Raw genomic sequence first — 23,780 nt, 5'->3', positions numbered from 1 at the left:
TCACGGCCGTTCACTTCGGTGACTCGGTGCTTATGCGTCCCGCCTGTCTGTCACCCTGGCCGCATGGACATGGCGGCCATACCCGTGCAACGGGCGGGCGACGCCGGAGCGGACGGCGCACCGGCGCCCTCCGGCACGCGCACCCTCGCCCAGGGCCGGGCCACCCTCCCCGGCAGCCCCGCGGCACCCGGCTCGGCCCGCGCCCTGGTGCGCGCCGCGTTCACCGACTGGGCCGACCTCGGCCTCACCGGCCCGGCCGGCGCGGCCCGGCTCGGCGACGACGCCACCGCCGTCGTCAGCGAACTCGTCACCAACGCCGTCGTCCACGCCGGAACCGCGGTCGAGGTCGACTGGCGGCTGGAGGAGGACGGCGCGTTCGTCGTGGAGGTCCACGACCACCACCCCGCCCGCGCCCCGCGCGACCCCGACGGCGAGGCCCCGTACGAGGCCTCCGAGCACGGGCGCGGGCTGCGCCTGGTCGCCACCCTCGCCGAGTCCTGGGGCGTCACCTACCGCACCGGCCGCAAGACCGTCTGGGCCCGGCTGCCGCCCGGCGGCACCGAGGAGCCCGACGGCCCCGCGCCCGCCCCCGCGCTGGTCGCCGCCGAAGCCCTCGCCCCGCAGCCGCAGCGCGCCACGGGCGACCGCGACTGGCTCGGCCGGGGCGCGCTGTCCTTCCTCGCCGAAGCCTCCGACCTCCTCGCCGGACAGCTCGACGAGAACCTGGTCGCCGCCCTCACCGGCCAGCTGATCGTGCCCCGGCTCGCCGACTGGTGCGCCATCTGGCTGGAGGACGAGGCGACCATACGCGGCGGCGGCGACGGGCCCGCCCGCGTCTGGCACGCCAGCGAGAGCCGGATCGAGGATCTCCAGGGGGCCCTGGAGAAGGAGCCACCGCGCCCCGGCCACGGCGTGCGCTCCGGACCCCAGCCCTACCCCTGGCCCGGCACCGCGCTCGGCCCCGAGGGCACCCACGGCACCGCCCTCGCCTACCGGCTGATCGCGGGCGGCCGCCCGCTGGGCACCCTCCTCATCGGCCGCTGCGGACTGCTCGGCTTCCCCGACGAGGTCACCGGCCTGGTCGAGGACCTCGGCCGCCGGGTCGCCCTCGCCATCGGCGCCGCCCGCCAGTACGCCCGGCAGGCCACCATCAGCGCCGTGCTCCAGCGCGGACTGCTGCCCGGCGCCGTCGCCGAGATCCCCGGCATGACCAGCGCCCTCGTCTACGAACCCCGCGACCAGGGCGGCCCCAGCGGCGACTTCTACGACCTGTTCCCGGCAGGCCGGGGCCGCTGGTGCTTCGCCGTCGGCGACGTCCAGGGCAAGGGCCCCGAGGCCGCCGTCGTCATCGGCCTCGCCCGCCCCTGGCTCCGGCTGCTCGCCCGCGAGGGGTACGGCGTCGCGGACGTCCTCGACCGCCTCAACCAGCTCCTCCTCGACGACGCCACCGAGGCCGCCGACGCCGCCGCCCGCGCCCTGATCGCCGCCGGAGGCGGCCCCTTCGCCCCCGGCGACGGCCCGCAGACCCGCTTCCTCTCCCTGCTCTACGGCGAGCTGACCCCCGTCGAAGGCGGCGTCCGCTGCACCCTCGCCTCCGCCGGACACCCGCTGCCCCTGGTGCTGGGCCCCGGCGGCGAGGTGCGCACCGTCGCCCGCCCGCAGACCCTGCTCGGCGTCGTCGAGGACGAGACCTACACCAGCGACACCATCGAGCTGCTCCCCGGCGACAGCCTGCTCTGCGTCACCGACGGCGTCACCGAGCGCCGCTCCGGCACCGACCAGTTCGACGACGGCGACGGCCTCGCCCGGGCCCTGTCCGGCTGCACGGGCCTGAGCGCCGAGCACATCGCGGACCGCATCCGCGACCTGGTGCACGGCTTCGGCGAGGACGAACCCGAGGACGATCTCGCCCTGCTGGTGCTCCAGGCACAGTGACAGGCGGGTGCGCGGGGTCCCGCGCGCGGTGCGGGACAATGGAGGACATGCCTTCCGCACTCCCCGACGGCGAGTCCGTCCCCGACGACGGCGCGCTGCCCGCCGCCGCGCTCGCCGGTGCCGCCGAGCGGCCCCTCGGGTTCTATCTGCACGTCCCCTACTGCGCCACCCGCTGCGGTTACTGCGACTTCAACACCTACACCGCCACCGAGCTGCGTGGCACGGGCGGCGTGCTCGCCTCGCGGGACAACTACGCGGACACCGTCGTCGAGGAGATCCGCCTCGCCCGCAAGGTGCTCGGCGACGACCCCCGCGAGGTCCGTACGGTCTTCGTCGGCGGCGGCACCCCCACCCTGCTGGCCGCCGGGGACCTGGTGCGGATGCTGGGCGCGATCCGGGACGAGTTCGGCCTCGCGCCCGACGCCGAGATCACCACCGAGGCCAACCCGGACTCCGTCGACCCCGCCTACCTGGCCACCCTCCGCGAAGGCGGCTTCAACCGGCTCTCCTTCGGCATGCAGAGCGCCAAGCCGCACGTCCTGCAGATCCTCGACCGCACCCACACCCCCGGCCGCCCCGAGGCATGCGTGGCCGAGGCCCGCGCCGCCGGGTTCGACCACGTCAACCTCGACCTGATCTACGGCACCCCCGGCGAGTCCGACGACGACTGGCGCGCCTCCCTGGAAGCGGCGCTCGGCGCGGGCCCCGACCACATCAGCGCCTACGCCTTGATCGTCGAGGAGGGCACCCAGCTCGCCCGCCGCATCCGGCGCGGCGAGGTCCCGATGACCGACGACGACACGCACGCCGACCGGTACCTCATCGCCGAGGAGATGCTCACCGCGGCTGGCATGCACTGGTACGAGGTCTCCAACTGGGCCACCACCGAGGCCGCCCGCTGCCTGCACAACGAGCTGTACTGGCGCGGCGCCGACTGGTGGGGCGCGGGCCCCGGCGCCCACAGCCACATCGGCGGCGTGCGCTGGTGGAACGTCAAGCACCCCGGTGCCTACGCGGCCGCCCTCGCCGCGGGCCGCACCCCCGGTGCGGGCCGCGAACTCCTCTCCGACGAGGACCGCCGGGTGGAGCGCATCCTCCTGGAACTCCGCCTCCGCGACGGCGTCCCGCTGTCCCTCTTGAAACCGGCCGGCCTGTCCGCCGCCGACCGCGCCCTGACCGACGGCCTCCTCCGCCCCGACCGCCACACCGAGGGCCACGCGGCCCTCACCCTGCGCGGAAGGCTGCTGGCGGACGCGGTGGTGCGGGACCTGGTGGACTGATCACTCGCCGGGGTGAATCGGTGCGCGATGCCGGTTCACTCCCTAATCTGGTCCGTAGGCTGCCGTCAAAAGCTCGCGGCGGATGTGGAGGGCCACGGAGATGACCGCTGTGGACGAACGTGGGATGACCAAGTATTTCGAGGAACTCGAACCCCCGGAGGGGGTCAAGGTCGAGCTCCTCCGGGGGGTAATCGTGATGATGGCCAGCCCTGACATCGTGCACAACAGGATCGTGACCGATGTGCAGGACCAGATCCCACGGCAGCGCTGGTCGCGTCTTCAGACACAGGACATCGACATCTTCGGTGAGGCCAGTGAACCTGTTCCCGACCTGGTGGTCCTTGCGCGCGACCTGCTGCCGGACAGCGGACGTCTGGTGCCATGCCGACTGATCAGCTTGGTGGTTGAGGTCGTTTCCAAGTCCAGCGTGCACCACGATTACGTGATCAAGCGCTCGATCTACGCGGCGGGGGAGATTCCCGCGTACCTCGTCATCGACCCGATCATGGGGCACTCCGTACTGCTCACAAAGCCCGCAGGCAAGGGGGATGACGCGGACTACCGGAGCCAAGAGATCATCAAATTCGGTGACCGACTACCGCTGGATGTACTCGGCATTGAACTGGACACGGACGAATTCGGGACCCTGCCTGGGGTCAGGCCCCACCGCTATCCGTGACGAAGTCGATCAGTTCCTCCACCCGCCCCAGCAGCTCCGGCTCCAGGTCCCGATAAGACGTCACCTTCGCCAGGATCGCCTGCCACACCGCACCGGTGTTTTCCGGCCAGCCCAGGGCCTTGCAGACGCCCTTCTTCCAGTCCTGGCCGTGGGGGACGCGGGGCCAGGCGGGGATGCCGACGGCCGACGGTTTCACGGCCTCCCAGATGTCGATGTACGGGTGCCCGACCACCAGGGCGTGCTCGCTGGTCACCGACCGGGCGATGCGCCACTCCTTGGTGCCGGGCACCAGATGGTCGACCAGGATGCCCAGGCGGGCGTCCGCGTCGGGGGCGAATTCGGCCACGATCGAGGGCAGATCGTCCACGCCCTCCAGGTACTCCACGACCACGCCCTCGATGCGCAGGTCATCGCCCCAGACCTTCTCCACCAGCTCGGCGTCGTGCCGACCCTCGACGTAGATCCGCCCGGCGCGGGCCACGCGGGCGCGGGCGCCCGGGACGGCGACGGAGCCGGAGGCGGTGCGGGCGGGCTTCGCCGGGGCGGCGGCCGGGCGGACCAGGGTGACCGGGCGGCCCTCCAGCAGGAAGCCGCGCGGCTCCAGCGGGAACACCCGGTGCTTGCCGAAGCGGTCCTCCAGCGTCACCGTCCCCGCCTCGCAGCGGATCACCGCCCCGCAGAACCCGGTACCGGGCTCCTCCACCACCAGCCCCGGCTCCGCCGCCACCTCGGGCACCGGCTGAGGCTTCTTCCAGGGGGCGGTCAGGTCGGGGGAGTAGTCGCGCATTCTGATGACCATAGGAGAAGCGGCCGCCCGGTACTCAGGACACGCCGAAACGTGCTGCCAGGGCGTCGCGTTGACGTCGTACGAAGGCAGCGTCGACCACCGCTCCGTGACCGGGCACGTACAGCGCGTCCTCGCCGCCCAGGGCCAGCAGCCGGTCCAGCGCGGCGGGCCAGCGGGACGGCACCGCGTCCGGGCCCGCCTGCGGTTCGCCGGACTCCTCGACCAGGTCGCCGCAGAAGACGACCTCGGGGGAGCCGGGCACCAGCACCGCGAGATCGTGGGCGGTGTGCGCGGGGCCGACGTTGGCCAGCAGCGCCTGGCGGCCGCCGCCGAGGTCGAGCGTCCACTCGCCGGACACCAGATGCGCGGGCGGCAGCAGGGCGCGTACGGCGGCCTCCGCCTCCCCGGCCGGGACCCCGTGGCCGACCGCGTCCCGCCGCAGCGGCTCCCGCTCGTGCGCGAGAACCACGTCCAGCCCGACCGCGCCGTAGACCTCCGCCCCGGCGAAGGCGGGGGCGCCCAGGACATGATCGAAGTGCGGGTGGGTCAGCGCGAGATGAGTCACATCGCGCCCGGCCAGCCTCCGCACGGCGGCCCGCAGCCCGGCCCCCTCCGCGAGGCCCGACCCCGCGTCCACCACCAGTGCCGTGCCCACGCCCAGCACCAGCCCCACCGTGCAGTCCCAGCCCGGCAGTCGGCACCGCCCCACCCCTTCGGCCAGCCGCTCCCACCCGAGGTCTTCCCAAGTCACGGTCATCCCCGCACGCTAGCTGGGGACAAGCCGGGCGGACCGCACCGACCTTGCCCGATGAGCACCCCACGGCCGTACACTGGCCGGGGAAGTCTGGCACTCGCGTACGCAGAGTGCCAGGCGGTACACCGCAGGGGCCGGGGGGCGACGTGATGGAGGTGCGCATGCTGAGCGAACGCAGGCTGCAGGTACTGCGCGCCATCGTGCAGGACTACGTCGGCACCGAGGAGCCCGTCGGCTCCAAGGCCCTCACCGAACGGCACAGCCTCGGCGTCTCCCCGGCCACCGTGCGCAACGACATGGCCGCGCTGGAGGAGGAGGGGTTCATCGCCCAGCCGCACACCAGCGCCGGGCGCATCCCCACCGACAAGGGCTACCGGCTCTTCGTCGACAAGCTCGCCGGTGTGAAGCCGATGACGGCGCCCGAGCGGCGTGCGATCCAGAACTTCCTGGAGGGCGCGGTCGACCTCGACGACGTCGTGGCCCGCACGGTCCGGCTGCTCGCGCAGCTCACCCGGCAGGTCGCCGTCGTGCAGTACCCCTCACTGACCCGGTCCACGGTCCGGCATGTGGAACTGCTCTCACTCGCCCCCGCCCGCGTGATGCTCGTGCTGATCACGGACACCGGCCGGGTCGAGCAGCGGATGGTCGACTGCCCCGCGCCGTTCGGCGAGGCACCGCTCGCGGACCTGCGGGCGCGGCTCAACAGCAAGGTGGCCGGACGCCGGTTCAGCGACGTACCGCGATTGGTCGAGGACCTCCCCGATGCCTTCGAGGCGGAGGATCGCGGTACGGTCTCCACAGTGCTCTCCACTCTGCTGGAGACACTCGTCGAGGAGAACGAGGAACGGCTGATGATCGGCGGCACCGCCAATCTCACCCGTTTCGGACATGACTTCCCCCTGGTGATCCGGCCCGTGCTGGAGGCCCTCGAGGAGCAGGTCGTGCTCCTCAAGCTCCTCGGCGAGGCCAAAGATCCGGGCGTGACCGTGCGTATCGGGCACGAGAACGCCCACGAGGGACTCAACTCCACGTCCGTCGTGTCGGTCGGCTACGGTTCGGGCGGCGAGGCGGTTGCCAAGCTCGGCGTGGTCGGACCGACCCGCATGGACTACCCGGGAACGATGGGAGCGGTACGCGCAGTGGCACGGTACGTCGGACAGATCCTGGCGGAGTCGTAAGTGGCCACGGATTACTACGCCGTTCTCGGCGTGCGCCGCGACGCGTCGCAGGATGAGATCAAGAAGGCGTTCCGCAGGCTCGCGCGCGAGCTGCATCCGGACGTCAATCCCGATCCGAAGACCCAGGAGCGGTTCAAGGAGATCAACGCCGCCTACGAGGTGTTGTCGGACCCGCAGAAGAAGCAGGTCTACGACCTCGGCGGCGACCCCCTCTCGCAGGCCGGCGGCGCCGGTGGCGCGGGCGGTTTCGGGGCCGGTGGCTTCGGCAACTTCTCCGACATCATGGACGCGTTCTTCGGTACGGCGTCGCAGCGCGGCCCGCGCTCGCGCACCCGGCGCGGCCAGGACGCGATGATCCGGATCGAGGTCGAGCTGGACGAGGCGGCCTTCGGCACGACCAAGGACATCCAGGTCGACACGGCGGTCGTCTGCAACACCTGCAGCGGCGAGGGCGCGGCCCCCGGCACCACCGCGCAGACCTGTGACATGTGCCGCGGCCGTGGCGAGGTCTCCCAGGTCACCCGGTCCTTCCTGGGCCAGGTCATGACCTCCCGCCCCTGCCCCCAGTGCCAGGGCTTCGGCACCGTGGTCCCGACCCCGTGCCCCGAGTGCGCGGGCGACGGCCGGGTCCGCTCCCGGCGCACCCTGACCGTGAAGATCCCCGCCGGTGTCGACAACGGCACCCGTATCCAGCTCGCGGGCGAGGGCGAGGTCGGCCCCGGCGGCGGCCCCGCCGGTGACCTGTACGTCGAGATCCACGAGCTGCCGCACTCCACCTTCCAGCGGCGCGGCGACGACCTGCACTGCACGGTCACCATCCCGATGACGGCCGCGGCCCTCGGCACCAAGGTGCCGCTGGAGACGCTGGACGGCATGGAGGAGGTCGACATCCGGCCCGGCACCCAGTCCGGCCAGTCGATCCCGCTGCACGACCGGGGCGTCACGCATCTGCGCGGCGGCGGCCGGGGCGACCTCATCGTGCACGTCGAGGTCACCACCCCGACCAAGCTCGACGCCGAGCAGGAGCGGGTGCTGCGGGAGCTGTCCAAGCTGCGCGGCGAGGAGCGGCCCACGGGTCAGTTCCAGCCCGGCCAGCAGGGGCTGTTCTCCCGGCTGAAGGACGCGTTCAACGGACGCTGATGTCGGGGGGCGTTCGCGCCCCCCGACCCCGGTCGGCCCCGTCCGGCCCGATTCGGACTTGTCAGGCGGACATGACACCATGCGGGCATGTCCTCCGCACTGGCCGATCTCGTCGTGCACCCGATCGTGCAGGCCCCCATGGCGGGCGGTGTCGCCGTGCCGGAACTGGCCGCCGCCGTCTCCGAGGCCGGAGGGCTCGGTTTCCTCGCCGCCGGATACAAGACCGCCGACGGCATGTACCGCGAGATCAAGCGGCTGCGCGGGCTGACCAGCCGCCCCTTCGGCGTCAACCTCTTCCTGCCCCAGCCCGCCCACGCCGAGTCCGGCGCGGTCGAGCTGTACGCACAGCAACTGGCCGGTGAGGCCGCCTGGTACGAGACCGGGACCGGCGACCCCGACGGCGGCCGCGACGACGGCTACGACGCCAAGCTCGCCGTCCTGCTGGACGATCCCGTCGCCGCCGTCTCCTTCCACTTCGGTGTGCCCGACCCGGAGGCGCTGGCCGCGCTGCGCCGCGCCGGGACCGTCACCCTGGTCACCGCCACCACCGTCGAAGAGGCCCGCGCGGTCGAGCGGGCCGGGGCGGACGCGGTGATCGCGCAGGGCATCGAGGCGGGCGGCCACCAGGGCACCCACCGCGACCTCGCGGAGAACGACGGCACCGGACTCGGCCTGCTGTCCCTGGTCACCCAGGTCGCGCAGGCCGTCGAGATCCCGGTCGTCGCCGCCGGAGGCATCATGCGGGGCGCGCAGATCGCCGCCGCCCTCGCCGCCGGGGCCACCGCCGCCCAGCTCGGCACCGCGTTCCTCGCCACCCCCGAGTCCGGCGCCCCCGAGGCCCACAAGCGGGCGCTGACCGACCCGGTGTTCCCGCGCACCGAGCTGACCCGCGCCTTCTCCGGACGCCCGGCGCGCGCCCTGACCAACCGCTTCCTGCGTGAGCACGGGCCGTACGCGCCCGCCGCCTACCCCGACGTGCACCACCTGACCGCGCCGCTGCGCAAGGCCGCCACCGCCGCCGGGGACGCCCAGGGCATGTCGCTCTGGGCGGGCCAGGGCCACCGGCTTGCCCGGCCGCTGCCCGCGGCCGAACTCGTCCGCACCCTCGCCGCCGAACTCAACCTCGTACGGGGCGAGTCGGGGCGCCAGTACCGACCCATCAGAGCCCAGGGAGGGGACGCGCGATGACCGCGCCCGTCTTCGTCGTCGAGCACTTCCGCGCGGACGGCACCCGGTACGTACTCGACGGCCCCGAGGGACGGCACGCCGTCTCCGTGAAGCGGCTCGAACCCGGCGAGGAGGTCGTCCTCACCGACGGCGCCGGGCGCTACGCGCAGTGCCGGGTCACCGGCACCGAGGGCAAGGACCGGCTGATCGTCGAGCTGCCCGAGGTGCGCGAGGAGCCGGAGCCGCGGCCCCGCATCACCGTCGTGCAGGCACTGCCCAAGGGTGACCGGGGTGAAGTCGCCGTGGAGACCATGACCGAGACCGGGGTCGACCGGATCGTGCCCTGGCAGGCGTCGCGCTGCATCACCCAGTGGAAGGGCGAGCGGGGGCTGAAGGCGCTCGGCAAGTGGCGCTCCACCGCCCGCGAGGCGGGCAAGCAGTCCCGGCGGGTCCGCTTCCCCGAGGTCGCGGACACGGCAACGACCAAGCAGGTGGCGGCACTTCTCGCGCGGGCCGACTTCGCCGCCGTGCTGCACTCCGACTTCGACCACGAGTCGGTCCCGCTGGCCACCGCCGAACTGCCCGCCGAGGGCGAGATCGTGCTCGTCGTCGGTCCCGAAGGGGGCGTCTCGCGCGACGAGTTGGCGCTCTTCGAGGAAGCCGGTGCCCGCGCCTGCGTGCTCGGCCCCTCGGTCCTGCGCACCTCCACCGCGGGCACCGCCGCGACCGCCCTCCTGCTGGGCCGCACCGGCCGCTGGTCCTGAACTGAACCCGCTCGGCACCCAGCTCGTCTTCACCGCCCGGAGCGTCGAGCCGGTGCTGCCGCTGCCCGGCTGACGGCGACGGCCGGCAGCAGCTCCCACCCGTCCACCTCGCCGACCGTGTCCCCGCGCCGACGGATCTCGTCCACGAACGCCCGGACGACGGCGGGTTCGTGCAGGTTCACCCAGTTCCCGTGCTCGTCGCTCACCAGCCCGGTGTGGAAGTGGAATCCGGTGCCCGCGACACGGCCGGGCCCCTCGTCGAAGACGACGCGTACGGCGGCGCCGTCCCGGTGCAGGGTCAGCACCTCCCGGTGCCGGTCGCCCGTGAGGCGCCGGTGCCGGACCGACCACCGGTACGCGGTGCCGTCCGGCAGGGTCAGGTGCCTGAGTCTGCGTTCGTCGCTGCGCACAGGGGCAGCGTACTGAGGGCCGCACGTTCGGGTGACTGGCTGTATGCGGCCTTCCGCCGTGCGGGAGTCGGTGGGACGCTGGGCCGTATGGGGGCATCGATGTGGATACGCCGCGGTCCGCGTCCCGTGCGGCTGCTGGCCGTGACCGGGCTCGCGGTGCTGGTCGCCGCCGGGGTGACGGGATGTCAGCCCGGCGAGCTGGGGGCGGCCTCGGTCGCGTACACCACCGACTCGACGGCGACCGACGCACTGAAGAAGCGTGATGTGGACGTGAGTTGGCTGACCTGTACCGGCAGGCAGGTCGGCGGGTCGTCGGCCGGCGGGTCGCCGAGCGAGTCCACCGTGGTCACCGTGGACTGCCAGGGGAAGACCAAGGACGGGCGGGACATCACCGTCACCGGCAAGGTGACCCGCGCGGTGAGCGGGGCCTGCGTGCGCGGCAATCTCACCGCCGAGGTCGGCGGACGGCAGGTCTTCCGGGTCAGCGGGCTCGGCAACTGCGATGTGGGCCCCTCCTACACCCCGCCCGCGACCTACCGGCCGCCCGGACAGCCCCGGCCCACGGTGACCGTCACCGTCACCCGCACCCTGTGGTGCGAGAACGACCCCTCCTGCAGGCCCGTCGAGGGCAAGTAGCGCAGGAGTGATCAATTCCGGGTCCACGGAGGGACGTTCGCGCGTAGGGTGATCGCGTGACTCAGGGTGCTGCCACGGAAGACGCCGCCTCGTATCTCCGCTTCCCGCATGTGCGGGGCGACTTGATCACCTTCACCGCGGAGGACGACGTCTGGGTCGCCCCGCTGGACGGCGGCCGGGCCTGGCGGGTCAGCGCCGACAACGTCCCGGTGAACCACCCCCGCATCTCCCCGGACGGCACCACCCTCGCCTGGACCTCCACCCGCGACGGCGCCCCCGAGGTGCACACCGCCCCCGTCGACGGCGGACCCTCCCGGCGCCTGACCCACTGGGGCAGCCGCCGCACCCAGGTCCGCGGCTGGACCCCCGACGGCGAGGTCCTGGCGATCAGCGCGGCCGGACGGCACAGCACCCGCCACAGCTGGGCCCGCGCCGTCCCGCTCGACGGCGGCCCGGCGGCCACCCTCCCGTACGGCCCCGTGGGCGCCGTCGCCCACGGCCCGCACACCGTGCTGCTGTCGGCCTCGATGAACCGGGACGCCTCCGCCTGGAAGCGGTACCGGGGCGGCACCGCGGGCAAGCTCTGGATCGACCGGGACGGCGAAGGCGAGTTCGTCCGGCTGCACGAGGAGCTGGACGGCAACATCGAGTACCCGTCCTGGGTCGGCGACCGCCTCGCGTTCCTCTCCGACCACGAGGGCACCGGCGCCCTGTACTCCTCCCTCGCCGACGGCTCCGACCTGCGCCGCCACACCCCGCTCGGCGGGTTCTACGCCCGGCACGCCGCGAGTGACGGCGTCCGCGTCGTCTACGTCGCCGCCGGACAGCTCTGGGTCCTGGACGACCTCGACGGCGCCGAACCCCGCCGCCCCGGCATCCGGCTCGGCGGCGCCCGTACCGACCTGCAGCCCTTCGTCGTGGACGCCGCCCGCTGGCTGGACTCCGCCACCCCCGACCACACCGGGCGCGGCAGCGCGGTCGCCGTGCGCGGCACCGTGCACTGGGTCACCCACCGTGCCGGACCGGCCCGCGCCCTCGCCGCGGAGCCCGGCGTGCGCGCCCGGCTGCCGCGCGCCTTCCGCGCGGGCGGCGAGGAATGGGTGGTGTGGGTGACCGACGCCGAGGGTGACGACGCGCTGGAGTTCGCGCCCGCCACCGGCCTCGCCCCCGGCACCGTCCCGCGCCGCCTCGCCGCCGGACGGCTCGGCCGCGTGCTCGAACTCGCCATGTCCCCGGACGGCACCCGCGCCGCCGTCGCCTCCCACGACGGCAGGCTGCTGCTCGTCGAGCGGGAGACCGGCGAGATCCGCGAGGTCGACCGCAGCGGCGACGGCGACCCGCATGGCCTGGCCTTCTCACCCGACTCCGGCTGGCTCGCCTGGACCCACCCCGGCCCCGGCCCGCTCTCCCAGATCCGGCTCGCGGCCACCACCGACCTCACCGTCACCGAGGCCACCCCGCTGCGCTTCGCCGACTACGAGCCGGTCTTCACCCTCGACGGCCGACACCTGGCGTTCCTCTCCAACCGGGCCTTCGACCCCGTCTTCGACCAGCACGTCTTCGATCTCGCCTTCGTGGAGGGCGTCCGCCCGCACCTCATCACCCTCGCCGCGACCACACCCTCCCCGTTCGGCCCCCAGCGCCACGGCCGCCCCTTCGGCACCCCCGACCGGGACGAGACCCCCGGTGCCGAGGGCGCACCCGCCACCCGCGTCGACCTCGACGGGCTGGCCGACCGCATCGTGCCCTTCCCCGTCGAGGCCGCCCGGTACGGCAACCTGCGCGCGGCCAAGGACGGCATGCTCTGGCTGCGCCACCCGGTGCGCGGCGTTCTCGGCGTCTCCCGCGCCACCCCCGACGCCCCCGATCCCAAGACCGAGCTGGAGCGCTACGACCTCGCCCAGCACCGGCTGGAGCAACTGGGCTCCGACGCCGACCACTTCGAGGTCAGCGGCGACGGCCGCCGTGTACTGCTGTGGAGCGACGGCAGGCTCCGCGTCGTACCCGCCGACCGCCGTGCCCCGGACGACGAGGACGGCGACTCCCGTATCAAGGTCGACCTCGGCCGGGTCCGCCACACCGTCGACCCGGTCGCCGAATGGCACCAGATGTACGACGAGACCGGCCGGATCATGCGGGACAACTTCTGGCGCCCCGACATGGGCGGCGTCGACTGGGACGGCGTCCTGGACCGCTACCGTCCCGTCCTCGGCCGTCTCGCCACCCACGACGACCTCGTGGACCTCCTCTGGGAGGTGCACGGCGAACTCGGCACCTCCCACGCCTACGTCGTCCCGCCCGGCGGCTGGAGCGGCGGCGCCCCGCAAGGGCTGCTGGGCGCCGACATCGCCCGCCACGACGAAGGCAGTTGGCGCATCGACCGGGTGCTGCCCTCGGAGACCTCCGACCCGGAGGCCCGCTCGCCGCTCGCCGCGCCCGGTGTCGCCGTCCGTCCCGGTGACACGCTCCTCGCCATCGGCGGTCGCCCCGTCGACCCGGTCAGCGGGCCCGGCCCGCTGCTGCTCGGCACCGCCGGGAAGCCCGTCGAGCTGACCGTCGCCCCGGCGGGCGGCGGCGAACCCCGGCACGCGGTCGTCGTGCCCCTCGCCGACGAGGAGCCGCTGCGCTACCACGCCTGGGTCGAGGGCCGCCGCGCCCACGTCCACGAACGCTCCGGCGGCCGCCTCGGCTACCTCCACGTCCCCGACATGCAGGCCCCCGGCTGGGCGCAGATCCACCGCGACCTGCGCGTGGAGGTCGCCCGCGAGGGCCTGGTCGTGGACGTCCGCGAGAACCGCGGCGGCTTCACCTCCCAGCTCGTGGTGGAGAAGCTCGCCCGCCGCATCGTCGGCTGGGACCTCCCCCGGGGCATGAGCCCGGTGAGCTACCCCCAGGACGCCCCCCGAGGTCCCGTGGTGGCCGTCGCCGACGAGTTCTCCGGCTCCGACGGCGACATCGTCAACGCCGCCATCCGCGCCCTCGGCATCGGCCCGGTGGTCGGCACCCGCACCTGGGGCGGCGTGATCGGCATCGACAGCCGCTACAGCCTGGTCGACGGCACCGTCATCACCCAGCCCAAGTACGCCTTCTGGATGGAGGGCGCGGGCTGGGACGTGGAGAACCACGGCGTCGACCCGGACGTGGAGATCCCGATGCGCCCCCAGGACTGGGCAGCGGGTACGGACCCCCAGCTGGACAAGGCGATAGACCTGGCGTTGGAAGCACTGGAGAGGGAGCCGGCAAAAACCCCGCCCACTCTGCCAACCTCTTAGGGGCGCGGGGCTGTGTCGATCAGCGGCTCCGCCGCCGGGCGCGAGCAACCACAACGGCCCCGCACCCGAACGACTAGGATGCCGAAGGCAAAGATCATCGGCGAAAGCGAGCGCAGCTAAATGGCCGGCGAACCTCAAGAAGACTGCCTCTTCTGCAACATCATCGCGGGCAAGATCCCCGCAGACGTGGTGAGAGAAACAGACACCACCCTCGCCTTCCGGGACATCAACCCCCAGGCCCCCACCCACATCCTGGTGATCCCCAAGGCCCACTACAAGAACGCCGCGGAACTGGCCGCAGAAGCCCCGCAGCTCGCGGCGGACGTACTCGCGGAGACCCGCGGAGTCGCCGAAGGCGAACAGCTGGAGAGCTACCGCACCGTCTTCAACACCGGCAGCGGCGCCGGGCAGACCGTCTGGCACGCCCACGCGCACGTCCTCGGCGGCCGCGGCCTGAACTGGCCCCCCGGATAACCCACATGTCGGCACGTGAACTGGTGGTCCTCGGCACCGCGAGCCAGGTCCCGACCCGGCACCGCAACCACAACGGCTACCTGCTGCGCTGGGACGGCGAGGGCATCCTCTTCGACCCCGGCGAGGGCACCCAGCGGCAGATGCTGCGGGCCGGGGTCGCCGCGCACGACCTGAACCGGATCTGCGTCACGCACTTCCACGGCGACCACAGTCTTGGCCTGGCCGGGGTGATCCAGCGGATCAACCTGGACCGGGTGCCGCACGAGATCACCGCGCACTACCCGCGCTCCGGGCAGCGCTTCTTCGACCGGCTGCGCTACTCCACCGCCTACCGGGAGACCGTCGACCTGGTCGAGGCACCCGTCGACACGGACGGCCCCCTCGCCACCACCCCCTCCTACACACTGGAGGCGCACCGGCTGTCCCACCCGGTGGAGTCCTACGGGTACCGGCTGATCGAGCCCGACCGGCTGCGCATGCTGCCCGACCGGCTCGCCGCGCACGGTATCTCCGGCCCCGACGTGGGCCGTATCCAGCGGGAGGGCTCGCTCGGCGGGGTCGCGTTGGAGGAGGTCAGCGAGACGCGGCGCGGGCAGCGGTTCGCGTTCGTCATGGACACCCGGCTCTGCCCCGGCGTGCGGACCCTCGCCGACGGCTGCGACCTGCTCGTCATCGAGTCCACCTTCCTGGACGAGGACGTGACGCTCGCCGAGGACCACGGCCACCTGACGGCCGGGCAGGCCGCGACCGTGGCCCGCGACGCCGGGGTACGGCACCTCGTCCTCACCCACTTCAGCCAGCGCTACTCCGACCCGGCCGAGTTCGAGCGGCAGGCCCGCGCGGCCGGGTTCGAGGGCGAGCTGACCGTGGCCCGCGACCTGGACCGCGTGCCGCTGCCCAAGCGCGGCTGAGCGCGCGGAGGCGGGCGTACGATACTTCGATGCCCCTCCCCAAAGCTGAACTGCACCTGCACATCGAAGGCACGCTGGAGCCGGAGCTTGCGTTCCGACTGGCCGAGCGCAATGGCGTCGAGCTTCCCTACGCCGACACCGAGGCCCTGCGCGAGGCGTACCGGTTCGAGGACCTCCAGTCCTTCCTGAACCTGTACTACGAGCTGATGGCAGTCCTGCGCACCGAGCGGGACTTCGAGGAGCTGGCCGACGCCTACCTGGCCCGCGCCGCCGAGCAGGGGGTGCGGCACGCGGAGATCTTCTTCGACCCGCAGGCCCACCTCGCGCGCGGGGTGGAGATGGGGACCGTGATCGAGGGGCTGTGGCGGGCGCTGGGCCGCAGCGAGCAGACCCACGGCGTCTCCACCAAGCTGATCATGTGCTTCCTGCGGGACGAGTCCGCCGAGTCGGCGCTCGCGACGCTGGACGCGGCGAAGCCGTACCTGGACCGGATCACCGCGGTCGGCCTGGACTCCGCCGAGGTGGGCAACCCGCCGGAGAAGTTCCGCGAGGTCTACGACGCCGCCGCCGCGCTCGGCCTGCGGCGCGTGGCCCACGCCGGTGAGGAGGGGCCGCCGGAGTACGTCGTCCAGGCCCTGGACCTGCTCGGGGTGGAGCGGGTCGACCACGGGCTGCGGTCCATGGAGGACCCGGCGCTGGTCGAGCGGCTGGTCCGGGACCGCGTCCCGCTGACGCTGTGCCCGCTGTCCAACGTCCGGCTGCGCACGGTCGACACGCTGGCCGACCACCCGCTCCCGGCGATGCTGGAGGCGGGGCTGATGTGCACGGTGAACTCCGACGACCCCGCCTACTTCGGCGGCTACGCGGGCGACAACTTCACCGCCGTCCAGCAGACCCTCGGTCTCACCGAGGACCGGCTGCGCGAGCTGGCCCGCAACTCTTTCCTCGCCTCCTTCCTGGAGGACGACGAGCCCCGCCGGGCGCGGTACCTGGCGGAGGTCGAGGCGTACGAGTTCCCGGGCGGGGCGGCGTAGTCAGGCGGGGACGGTCGCGGTCGGGGTGTCGGTGAGGGGGATGTGCACGGCCGGGATGCCCTTGGCGGCCAGGTCCCGGACGGTGACACCCCCGACCGTGACCGGCGTGTCCCTGACGGCCGCGGTCGTGACGGCCAGGTCCGCGAGGGCCAGGTCCGGCACGGGCGCCGGGCGCAGGGAGATCTCCACCACCCGCAGGCGGCGGGGTGCCGTCCGCAGGGCGACCACGGACATCGGGACGGCCGCCAGCAGCAGGAGCACCGCCAGGATCTCGCCCATCCCCGCGAAGCCCGCGCGGGCCGACAGCAGGCTGCCGGTCAGCGGACCGGCGGCCGTGCCCAGCGACGCGGCCGAGCCGACCAGCACCGCCCAGCGGCCCCGGGTGTCGAGAGCGGCGGCCAGGCTGATCACGTAGGACAGCACCACCGGGTAACAGAGGTTCCAGGCGATCTCGCCCAGCGCGAAGGACGGCAGATCGGTGGCCGAGGCGCTCAGCGCGATGCAGCCCGCGATCAGCGCCGTACCGAGCCCGATCGGCAGCGCGCGGCCGAGGCGGGGGCCGAGGGCGCCCGCGCCGACCACGCCCAGCAGTCCGGCGCCCAGCGCGACCGCGAACACCACACCGACCGTGATCTCGGTGAGGTGCGCCTGCCCCAGCCCGATGCGCCCGCTGACGCCCCACAGCGCGTTCTGCGCCAGCGACCAGCAGGGCATCGTCGCGGCGAGCAGCAGCCCGGACCGGCGGTGCGGGAGCGGCCGGCGTATGACCGTCGAACCGGCCGCCGGGGCCGTGCGGGCGGGCAGGCGGCCGGTGAACGGCCACACCGCGAGCGCGGTCAGCGCGACCGCGCCGAGCGGCAGACCGTGGCCGGGTCCGAGGCGCGGGATGGTCAGATAGAGGGCACCCGCCAGGGCGGAGACCACGAGCAGCCCGGACGTGGTGGCCCGGTGCGGATCGCGCCCCGCGGCGATGCCGCTCGCGGCGACCGCCGTCATCGTGCCGGAGCCGAACCCGCCGACGACCGCGCCCAGCACCACGGCGGGGACCGAGTCGGTGAGGGCGGCCGAGCCGTAGCCGAGCACGGCCAGGGTGAGCCCCAGCCGGGCGAGCGCACGGGCGCCGAACCGGTCCACCCGGGCGGCCAGCGTGAACCCGGCCGACGCCGAACTCAGCAGCAGGGCACTGCCGATGGCGCCGGCCTGGGTGGCGGACAGCGGCAGCGCGCTGTCGAGACGGCCGACCGTGGTCGGCAGGAGATACGAGGCGAGGTACCCGGCCGTGAAGAGGGCGACGAGGGGCCAGGGGATGGAGCGGGGGGCGAACACGGGCGTTCCCAGGGCAGGCGTGAGCGACAGCTCGACGAGGAGTGAAAGAGGGGGGAGGGCGACGGCCGTCTGTCCGACGGGAGCGCGCGAGCAAGTTGTATCAAGCACGCGGTTTGGAGCAGAAGTTCGGCCGACGTGATTCAGATCACTATCACGTTTGATCTCGACAGGGGCGGGTAGACACTGTCGATTTGGTGCTCGAACGCCCGGACGGTGATCGCACAGAACTCCGGGATGCGCTATGGTTGTTCACGTCGCGGTCGCCGTAACTCCCGGTGGCGGACAGTGCGTTGGTGGTCCAAGGAAAGACGCCCCGCTTCCTGCGGGGAAATGCAGGTGCAAGGCCTGCCCGGCGCTCCGAACAGAGCCTCATCCCGCTTCCGAGCGGGGTGGGGCTCTTTGCTGCGCGCCCCCGCTCCGCGCCGCCCCGCTTCAGCGCGCGCCCTGTCGCTCCCTCCGTCCGCTCGAACCGCGCCCGGACTCCGCGCGGACTTCGCCCGGACCTCACCCGGACCCCACCCCATTGACGGTCCCGGTGCCTGTACCTAGCCTCGGTTCTCATACGTGGACGGCATTCACAAGAGGAGATGGTGCGGGTGAGCGGCGCTCCGCAGGACGTGGCCCGGCGGCTGCGGGAGGGGATGGCGCGGGGTGTGCTCTCCTTCCCGCTCACCGCCTTCCACGAGGACGGCACCCTCGACCCCGGAGGCTGCCGCACGCATGTGGCCGACCGCCTCGCCGCCGGTCCCGGCGCCCTCTTCCCCGCCTGCGGCACCGGGGAGTTCTTCTCCCTGGACGAGGACGAGTACCGGCAGGTCGTCACCATCGCCGTCGAGGAGGCGGCCGGGCAGGTGCCGGTCGTCGCCGGTACCGGCTACGGCTGGGCACAGGCCGCCCGCTTCGCCCGCATCGCCGAGGAGGCCGGGGCCGACGCCCTGCTGGTGCTGCCGCACTACCTGGTCGCCGCCCCGCAGGACGGACTCGTCGCGCAGCTGGCCCAGCTCGCCGCCCGCACCCGGCTCCCGCTCATCGCCTACCAGCGGGACCAAGTCGCCTACACCGTGGACTCGTTGAGGAGCCTCGCGGGCATCCCGAACGTCATCGGGCTCAAGGACGGCCACAGCGACCTCGACCGGCTCCAGCGGCTCACCCTGGCCGCCCCCGAGGACTTCCTGTTCTTCAACGGCGCCGCCACCGCCGAGGTCCAGGCCCGCGCCTACACCGCCGTCGGCGTACCCGCCTACTCCTCCGCCGTGCACGCCTTCGCCCCCGAGATCGCGGGCGCCTTCCGCACCGCCCTGCGCGCCGGGGACGACGACACGGCCGACTGGCTGCTGCGCGGCTTCTACGTCCCCTTCGTCGAACTCCGCGACCGGGTGCCCGGATACGCCGTCTCCCTGGTCAAGGCCGCCGCCCGGCTCAGGGGCGCGCGCGTCGGACCCGTACGGGCGCCCCTGACCGACCCCTCCGCCGCCGACCTCGCCGCGCTGAAGGACCTCCTCGCCGCCGGACTCGACCTCGTGGGAGCCGCCCTGTGACCCCGGACCTGACCATCACCGAGGTACGCCTCACGCCGGTCCTGGTGGCCGACCCGCCGCTGCTCAACACCCAGGGGGTGCACCAGCCGTACACGCCCCGGCTGATCGTGGAGGTGGTCACGGCGGGCGGGGTCACCGGGCTCGGGGAGACCTACGGCGACACGAAGTACCTGGAGCTGGCCCGCCCGCTGGCCGCCCGGCTCACCGGACACTCGGTCACGGATGTGAACGCGCTGTTCTCCCTCGACCTCGCCGTGGACGAGAGCCGGGTCAGGGGCGCCGTCGACGCGGGCGGCCTGCGCGGGGTGCAGAGCGCCGACAAACTCCGGCTGTCCGTGCTCTCCGCCTTCGAGGTCGCCTGCCTGGACGCCCAGGGCCGGGCACTCGGGCTGCCCGTGCACGCGCTGCTGGGCGGGAAGCTGCGGGACTCCGTGGAGTACAGCGCCTACCTCTTCTACAAGTGGGCCGCCCACCCCGGCGGAGCCCCGGACGACTGGGGTGCCGCGCTCGACCCGGCCGGGGTGGTCGCGCAGGCCCGCGCGCTGTCCGGACGGCACGGGTTCACCTCCTTCAAGCTCAAGGGCGGTGTCCTCCCGCCGGAGGAGGAGATCGCGGCCGTACGCGCCCTCGCCGAGGCGTTCCCGGGCGCCCCGCTGCGGCTCGACCCCAACGGGGCCTGGTCGGTGCCGACCGCGCTGAAGGTGGCCGCGGAACTCGCCGACCTGCTGGAGTACCTGGAGGACCCGGTGCTGGGCACCGACGCCATGGCCGAGGTCGCCGCGCTGACCGGGGTGCCGCTCGCCACCAACATGTGCGTCACCACGTTCGGCGAGATCAAGGAGGCGTTCACCCGCGACGCCGTGCGGGTGGTGCTCTCCGACCACCACTACTGGGGCGGGCTGCGCAACACGGGGCACCTCGCCGCGATCTGCGCCGCCTTCGGGGTCGGGGTCTCCATGCACTCCAACACCCACCTCGGCATCAGCCTCGCCGCGATGACCCAGGTCGCGGCCACCGTGCCGAACCTGCACCACGCCTGCGACTCCCACTACCCCTGGCAGAGCGAGGACGTGCTCACCGAGCGCCTGCCCTTCACCGCCGGGCACGTCACCGTCTCCGACCGCCCCGGCCTCGGTGTCGACCTCGACCGGGACGCCCTCGCCCGCCTCCACCACCGCTGGGCGACGGACGACGGCTCCCTGCGCGACCGGGACGACAGCGCCGCGATGCGCCACGCGGACCCCGCCTGGCAGACCCCGGTGATGCCCCGCTGGTAACCCCCCGCACGCTCCCGCGAGCCCCCGGAACCAGCGGATTCCGGCCGCCGAACCCTCGGTCACCGGCCGGTCGGTGGTGCACACTGGCCAGATCCGTACCACGTCAGGGAGCCCGCACAGATGCCGTCCCACGCGATCGCCGGAGAGGAAACCGGAGGCGACCCGGAGCACCTCACGCAGACCGCGCGCCACCAGGCCCAGATCGACCCGCTGGCCGCGCTGCGCGCCCCCGGCGACCCGCCCTGGGACGTCTACCTCACCGGCACCGTCTTCCTCGACATCGTCTTCACCGGCCTGGACACCGCCCCCGTGCGCGGCACCGAGTCCTGGGCGCGCGGCATGGGCTCCAGCCCCGGCGGCGTCGCCAACATGGCCGCCGCCCTCGCCCGCCTCGGCCTGCGCACCTCGCTGGCCGCGGCCTTCGGGGACGACCACTACGGGGAGTACTGCTGGGACGCGCTGGCCCAGGGCGAGGGCATCGACCTCACCCCCTCGCGTACGGTGCCCGGCTGGCACTCGCCGGTCACCGTCTCCATGGCGTACGAGGGCGAGCGCACGATGATCTCCCACGGGCACGAGCCGCCCCCCGAGGAGACCGCGCCCGACTGTCCGCCGCCCGCGCGTGCCGCCGTCGCCTCCCTCACCCCCGGCCGCCGCGCCCCCTGGATCGCCCAGGCCGCCCGCGAGGGCACCCGGATCTTCGCCGACGTCGGCTGGGACGACACCGGCGCCTGGGACCTCGCCGGACTCGCCGACCTGGAGCACTGCGAGGCGTTCCTGCCCAACGCGGAGGAGGCGATGCGGTACACCGGCTCCACCTGCCCCAAGGCGGCCGCGCACGCCCTCACCGAGCACGTACCGGTCGCGGTCGTCACCCTCGGCGCGGAGGGCGCCTACGCGGTGGACCGGCGCACCGGCGAGACCGCCGAGGTGCCCGCCATCGCGGTCGAGGCGCTGGACCCGACCGGCGCCGGGGACGTGTTCGTCGCCGGGTTCGTCACCGGCACCCTCGCGGGCTGGCCCCTCGCCGACCGCCTCGCCCTCGCCGGTCTCACCGCCGCGCTCTCCGTCCAGGAGTTCGGCGGCTCCCTCTCCGCCCCCGGCTGGTCCGAGATCGGCGCCTGGTGGCGCCGGGTCCAGTCCCTGGAGACCCAGAACCCCGCCGCCCTGCGCCGCTACGCCTTCCTCGACACCCTCGTCCCCACCCACCTCGACCGCCCCTGGCCCCTACGCCGAGCAGTCCCCACCATCGGCTTCGGCCGCACCACCTGACCCCATCCCCGACGCAGAGCCACAAACACCACAGCCCCCTCCCGCCCCCCGACCCGCACCCGCCGACGGCGCCCGGGCCCCACCGGGGCCACCCGCACCCGACGACGAAAGCCGCACGGGCGGTGCGGGTGGGAACAACCGGACCCGGCCGGAGGCCGGGTGCCCGACCACCGGCCCGCACCCGCCCGCGTCGAATTGCCACACCCTCCCCAAGGCGGCGCAGCCACCCGCGTGGGTGAAAACCGCTGCGGTGTTGACGGCCCCCCGGCGTACTCTGGACGTGCGAGGCCGCCGTAAGGGGGGCGGCCGTGACGAGGAGGACACGCAGGCCATCAGCGCCGGCCCATGACTCAGACACCGACAGCTCACACCTCCGCACAGGACCAGGCGAGAGCACGGATCAGCATTCCCGCACAGCACCCGATGGTGACCGTGCTGGGCTCCGGCGACTCCCTCCTGCGCGTGATCGAGAAGGCCTTCCCGGCGGCCGACATCCATGTCCGGGGCAACGAGATCAGCGCGGTCGGCGATCCGGCGGAAGTCGCCCTGATCCAGCGCGTGTTCGACGAGATGATGCTGGTGCTCCGCACCGGGCAGCCGATGACGGAGGACGCAGTGGAACGCTCGATCGCCATGCTCAAGGCGAGCGACGAGGGTACGAGCGACGGCCCCGAGACCCCGGCCGAGGTGCTGACGCAGAACATCCTGTCCTCGCGCGGCCGCACGATCCGCCCCAAGACCCTCAACCAGAAGCGCTACGTCGACGCCATCGACAAGCACACCATCGTCTTCGGCATCGGCCCCGCCGGTACCGGCAAGACCTACCTGGCCATGGCGAAGGCCGTACAGGCGCTGCAGTCCAAGCAGGTCAACCGCATCATCCTGACCCGCCCGGCGGTCGAGGCCGGTGAACGCCTCGGCTTCCTCCCCGGCACCCTGTACGAGAAGATCGACCCGTACCTGCGCCCGCTCTACGACGCCCTGCACGACATGCTCGACCCCGACTCGATCCCGCGCCTGATGGCGGCGGGCACGATCGAGGTCGCCCCGCTGGCGTACATGCGTGGCCGCACGCTCAACGACGCCTTCATCATCCTGGACGAGGCGCAGAACACCAGCCCCGAGCAGATGAAGATGTTCCTGACCCGGCTCGGCTTCGACTCGAAGATCGTCATCACCGGTGACGTCACCCAGGTCGACCTGCCCGGCGGTACCAAGAGCGGGCTGCGGCAGGTGCAGGAGATCCTGGAGGGTGTCGAGGACGTCCACTTCTCCCGGCTGACGTCCCAGGACGTCGTCCGGCACAAGCTGGTGGGCCGTATCGTCGACGCGTACGAGAAGTACGACAGCCACCAGGGCACCGAGAGCGGCACCCACCAGGGGGGCCGGGGCAGAACCGGTGCCAAGGGCTCCAAGGGGAAGTAGACCAGCACGACCATGTCGATCGACGTCAACAACGAATCCGGCACCGCGGTGGACGAGCAGGCGGTCCTCGACATCGCCCGCTACGCGCTCGCCCGGATGCGCATCCACCCGCTCTCCGAACTGTCGGTGATCGTCGTGGACGCCGATGCCATGGAGCAGCTCCACATCCAGTGGATGGACCTGCCCGGCCCCACGGACGTCATGTCGTTCCCGATGGACGAGCTGCGCCCGCCGGGCAAGGACGACGAGGAGCCCCCGCAGGGCCTCCTCGGTGACATCGTCCTGTGCCCGGAGGTCGCCGCCCAGCAGGGCAAGGACGCGCCGACCGAGCACTCCATGGACGAGGAGCTGCAGCTGCTCACCGTCCACGGCGTGCTGCACCTCCTCGGCTACGACCACGAGGAGCCGGACGAGAAGGCCGAGATGTTCGGCCTCCAGGCCGCCATCGTCGACGGCTGGCGGGCCGAGCGCGGGCTGACCGGGCCGTCCCCGGCGCCGACCGTCTCGTAGGGCGGCCGGTA

The 23,780-nt window shown here is 73.2% G+C and carries 21 protein-coding genes; 17 read left to right on the top strand and 4 right to left on the bottom strand.

What is annotated here, in order from left to right; translation table 11 throughout:
- Nucleotides 1-69: 69 nt before the first annotated feature.
- From ACIPPM_RS10645 to ACIPPM_RS10635, 3 genes are all read left to right on the top strand, one after another.
- The gene (locus tag ACIPPM_RS10645; RefSeq protein WP_401446428.1) at nt 70-1,935 is read left to right on the top strand and encodes a SpoIIE family protein phosphatase; all 1,866 of its coding nucleotides are present in this window, start codon (nt 70-72) and stop codon (nt 1,933-1,935) included.
- Nucleotides 1,936-1,982: 47 nt separating this feature from the next.
- Nucleotides 1,983-3,215, top strand: a complete 1,233-nt coding sequence (hemW, locus tag ACIPPM_RS10640) for a radical SAM family heme chaperone HemW (RefSeq protein WP_401445560.1) — start codon at nt 1,983-1,985, stop codon at nt 3,213-3,215.
- Between the two features lie 100 nt (nt 3,216-3,315).
- Entirely contained in the window at nt 3,316-3,894 is a 579-nt protein-coding gene (locus ACIPPM_RS10635; RefSeq protein WP_401445558.1) for a Uma2 family endonuclease, read from the top strand.
- On the opposite strand, the gene ACIPPM_RS10630 is transcribed toward ACIPPM_RS10635, so the two are convergent.
- Both ACIPPM_RS10630 and ACIPPM_RS10625 read right to left on the bottom strand, forming a co-directional pair.
- Nucleotides 3,872-4,681 carry a DUF3097 domain-containing protein gene (locus tag ACIPPM_RS10630; protein ID WP_401445556.1) on the bottom strand — a complete coding sequence of 270 codons (810 nt, stop codon included), beginning with the start codon at nt 4,679-4,681 and terminating at the stop codon, nt 3,872-3,874. The genes ACIPPM_RS10635 and ACIPPM_RS10630 overlap by 23 nt on opposite strands.
- 34 nt (nt 4,682-4,715) lie before the next feature.
- Nucleotides 4,716-5,438, bottom strand: a complete 723-nt coding sequence (locus ACIPPM_RS10625; RefSeq protein ID WP_401445554.1) for an MBL fold metallo-hydrolase — start codon at nt 5,436-5,438, stop codon at nt 4,716-4,718.
- 158 nt (nt 5,439-5,596) lie between these two features.
- On the opposite strand from ACIPPM_RS10625, the gene hrcA reads away from it, so the two are divergent.
- The 4 genes from hrcA to ACIPPM_RS10605 all read left to right on the top strand — a co-directional run bounded on the left by hrcA (nt 5,597) and on the right by ACIPPM_RS10605 (nt 9,684).
- Entirely contained in the window at nt 5,597-6,613 is a 1,017-nt protein-coding gene (gene hrcA, locus ACIPPM_RS10620) for a heat-inducible transcriptional repressor HrcA (RefSeq protein WP_135785882.1), read from the top strand.
- Complete coding sequence (gene dnaJ, locus ACIPPM_RS10615) at nt 6,614-7,753, top strand: molecular chaperone DnaJ (RefSeq protein ID WP_401445551.1); 1,140 nt, start codon at nt 6,614-6,616, stop codon at nt 7,751-7,753.
- An 87-nt stretch (nt 7,754-7,840) separates the two neighbouring features.
- Complete coding sequence (locus ACIPPM_RS10610) at nt 7,841-8,941, top strand: nitronate monooxygenase (RefSeq protein ID WP_401445549.1); 1,101 nt, start codon at nt 7,841-7,843, stop codon at nt 8,939-8,941.
- Complete coding sequence (locus ACIPPM_RS10605; protein WP_401445547.1) at nt 8,938-9,684, top strand: 16S rRNA (uracil(1498)-N(3))-methyltransferase; 747 nt, start codon at nt 8,938-8,940, stop codon at nt 9,682-9,684. Before ACIPPM_RS10610 ends, ACIPPM_RS10605 begins: the two co-directional genes overlap by 4 nt.
- A 29-nt stretch (nt 9,685-9,713) precedes the next feature.
- Here ACIPPM_RS10605 and ACIPPM_RS10600 read toward each other — a convergent pair whose 3' ends face one another.
- On the bottom strand, nt 9,714-10,094 hold the full coding sequence (locus ACIPPM_RS10600; RefSeq protein ID WP_401445545.1) for a hypothetical protein: 381 nt from the start codon (nt 10,092-10,094) through the stop codon (nt 9,714-9,716).
- Between the two features lie 87 nt (nt 10,095-10,181).
- Between ACIPPM_RS10600 and ACIPPM_RS10595 the strand changes: the two genes are divergently transcribed.
- The 5 genes from ACIPPM_RS10595 (at nt 10,182) to ACIPPM_RS10575 (ending at nt 16,421) form a co-directional block, all read left to right on the top strand.
- Complete coding sequence (locus ACIPPM_RS10595) at nt 10,182-10,730, top strand: hypothetical protein (protein ID WP_401445543.1); 549 nt, start codon at nt 10,182-10,184, stop codon at nt 10,728-10,730.
- Between the two features lie 122 nt (nt 10,731-10,852).
- Entirely contained in the window at nt 10,853-14,002 is a 3,150-nt protein-coding gene (locus tag ACIPPM_RS10590) for a S41 family peptidase (protein WP_401446425.1), read from the top strand.
- Nucleotides 14,003-14,122: 120 nt separating this feature from the next.
- Entirely contained in the window at nt 14,123-14,476 is a 354-nt protein-coding gene (locus ACIPPM_RS10585) for a histidine triad nucleotide-binding protein (RefSeq protein WP_388993477.1), read from the top strand.
- A gap of 5 nt (nt 14,477-14,481) precedes the next feature.
- Nucleotides 14,482-15,387, top strand: a complete 906-nt coding sequence (locus tag ACIPPM_RS10580) for a ribonuclease Z (RefSeq protein ID WP_401445540.1) — start codon at nt 14,482-14,484, stop codon at nt 15,385-15,387.
- Nucleotides 15,388-15,416: 29 nt separating this feature from the next.
- Nucleotides 15,417-16,421 (top strand): adenosine deaminase, encoded by a 1,005-nt coding sequence (locus tag ACIPPM_RS10575; protein ID WP_401445538.1) that lies wholly within the window; start codon nt 15,417-15,419, stop codon nt 16,419-16,421.
- Here ACIPPM_RS10575 and ACIPPM_RS10570 read toward each other — a convergent pair whose 3' ends face one another.
- The gene (locus ACIPPM_RS10570) at nt 16,422-17,747 is read right to left on the bottom strand and encodes an MFS transporter (RefSeq protein WP_401445536.1); all 1,326 of its coding nucleotides are present in this window, start codon (nt 17,745-17,747) and stop codon (nt 16,422-16,424) included.
- A 587-nt stretch (nt 17,748-18,334) separates the two neighbouring features.
- Between ACIPPM_RS10570 and ACIPPM_RS10565 the strand changes: the two genes are divergently transcribed.
- The 5 genes from ACIPPM_RS10565 (at nt 18,335) to ybeY (ending at nt 23,769) form a co-directional block, all read left to right on the top strand.
- Nucleotides 18,335-19,285 (top strand): 5-dehydro-4-deoxyglucarate dehydratase, encoded by a 951-nt coding sequence (locus tag ACIPPM_RS10565; RefSeq protein ID WP_401445533.1) that lies wholly within the window; start codon nt 18,335-18,337, stop codon nt 19,283-19,285.
- A complete protein-coding gene (locus tag ACIPPM_RS10560) occupies nt 19,282-20,562 on the top strand; it encodes a glucarate dehydratase family protein (protein WP_401445531.1) in 1,281 nt (426 codons plus the stop codon). Before ACIPPM_RS10565 ends, ACIPPM_RS10560 begins: the two co-directional genes overlap by 4 nt.
- A gap of 120 nt (nt 20,563-20,682) precedes the next feature.
- Nucleotides 20,683-21,834, top strand: coding sequence for a carbohydrate kinase family protein (locus ACIPPM_RS10555; protein ID WP_401445529.1), 1,152 nt, complete (start codon nt 20,683-20,685; stop codon nt 21,832-21,834).
- A gap of 345 nt (nt 21,835-22,179) precedes the next feature.
- Complete coding sequence (locus ACIPPM_RS10550) at nt 22,180-23,259, top strand: PhoH family protein (RefSeq protein ID WP_401445526.1); 1,080 nt, start codon at nt 22,180-22,182, stop codon at nt 23,257-23,259.
- Nucleotides 23,260-23,271: 12 nt separating this feature from the next.
- Nucleotides 23,272-23,769, top strand: a complete 498-nt coding sequence (gene ybeY / locus ACIPPM_RS10545) for an rRNA maturation RNase YbeY (RefSeq protein WP_401445524.1) — start codon at nt 23,272-23,274, stop codon at nt 23,767-23,769.
- Nucleotides 23,770-23,780: the final 11 nt, after the last annotated feature.

The organism is Streptomyces sp. NPDC090119, from assembly GCF_044747085.1.
In the GTDB taxonomy this organism is placed as follows: domain Bacteria; phylum Actinomycetota; class Actinomycetes; order Streptomycetales; family Streptomycetaceae; genus Streptomyces.
Note: the sequence above shows the minus strand (reverse complement) of the source record. Positions and strands in the feature narration are given on the sequence as shown.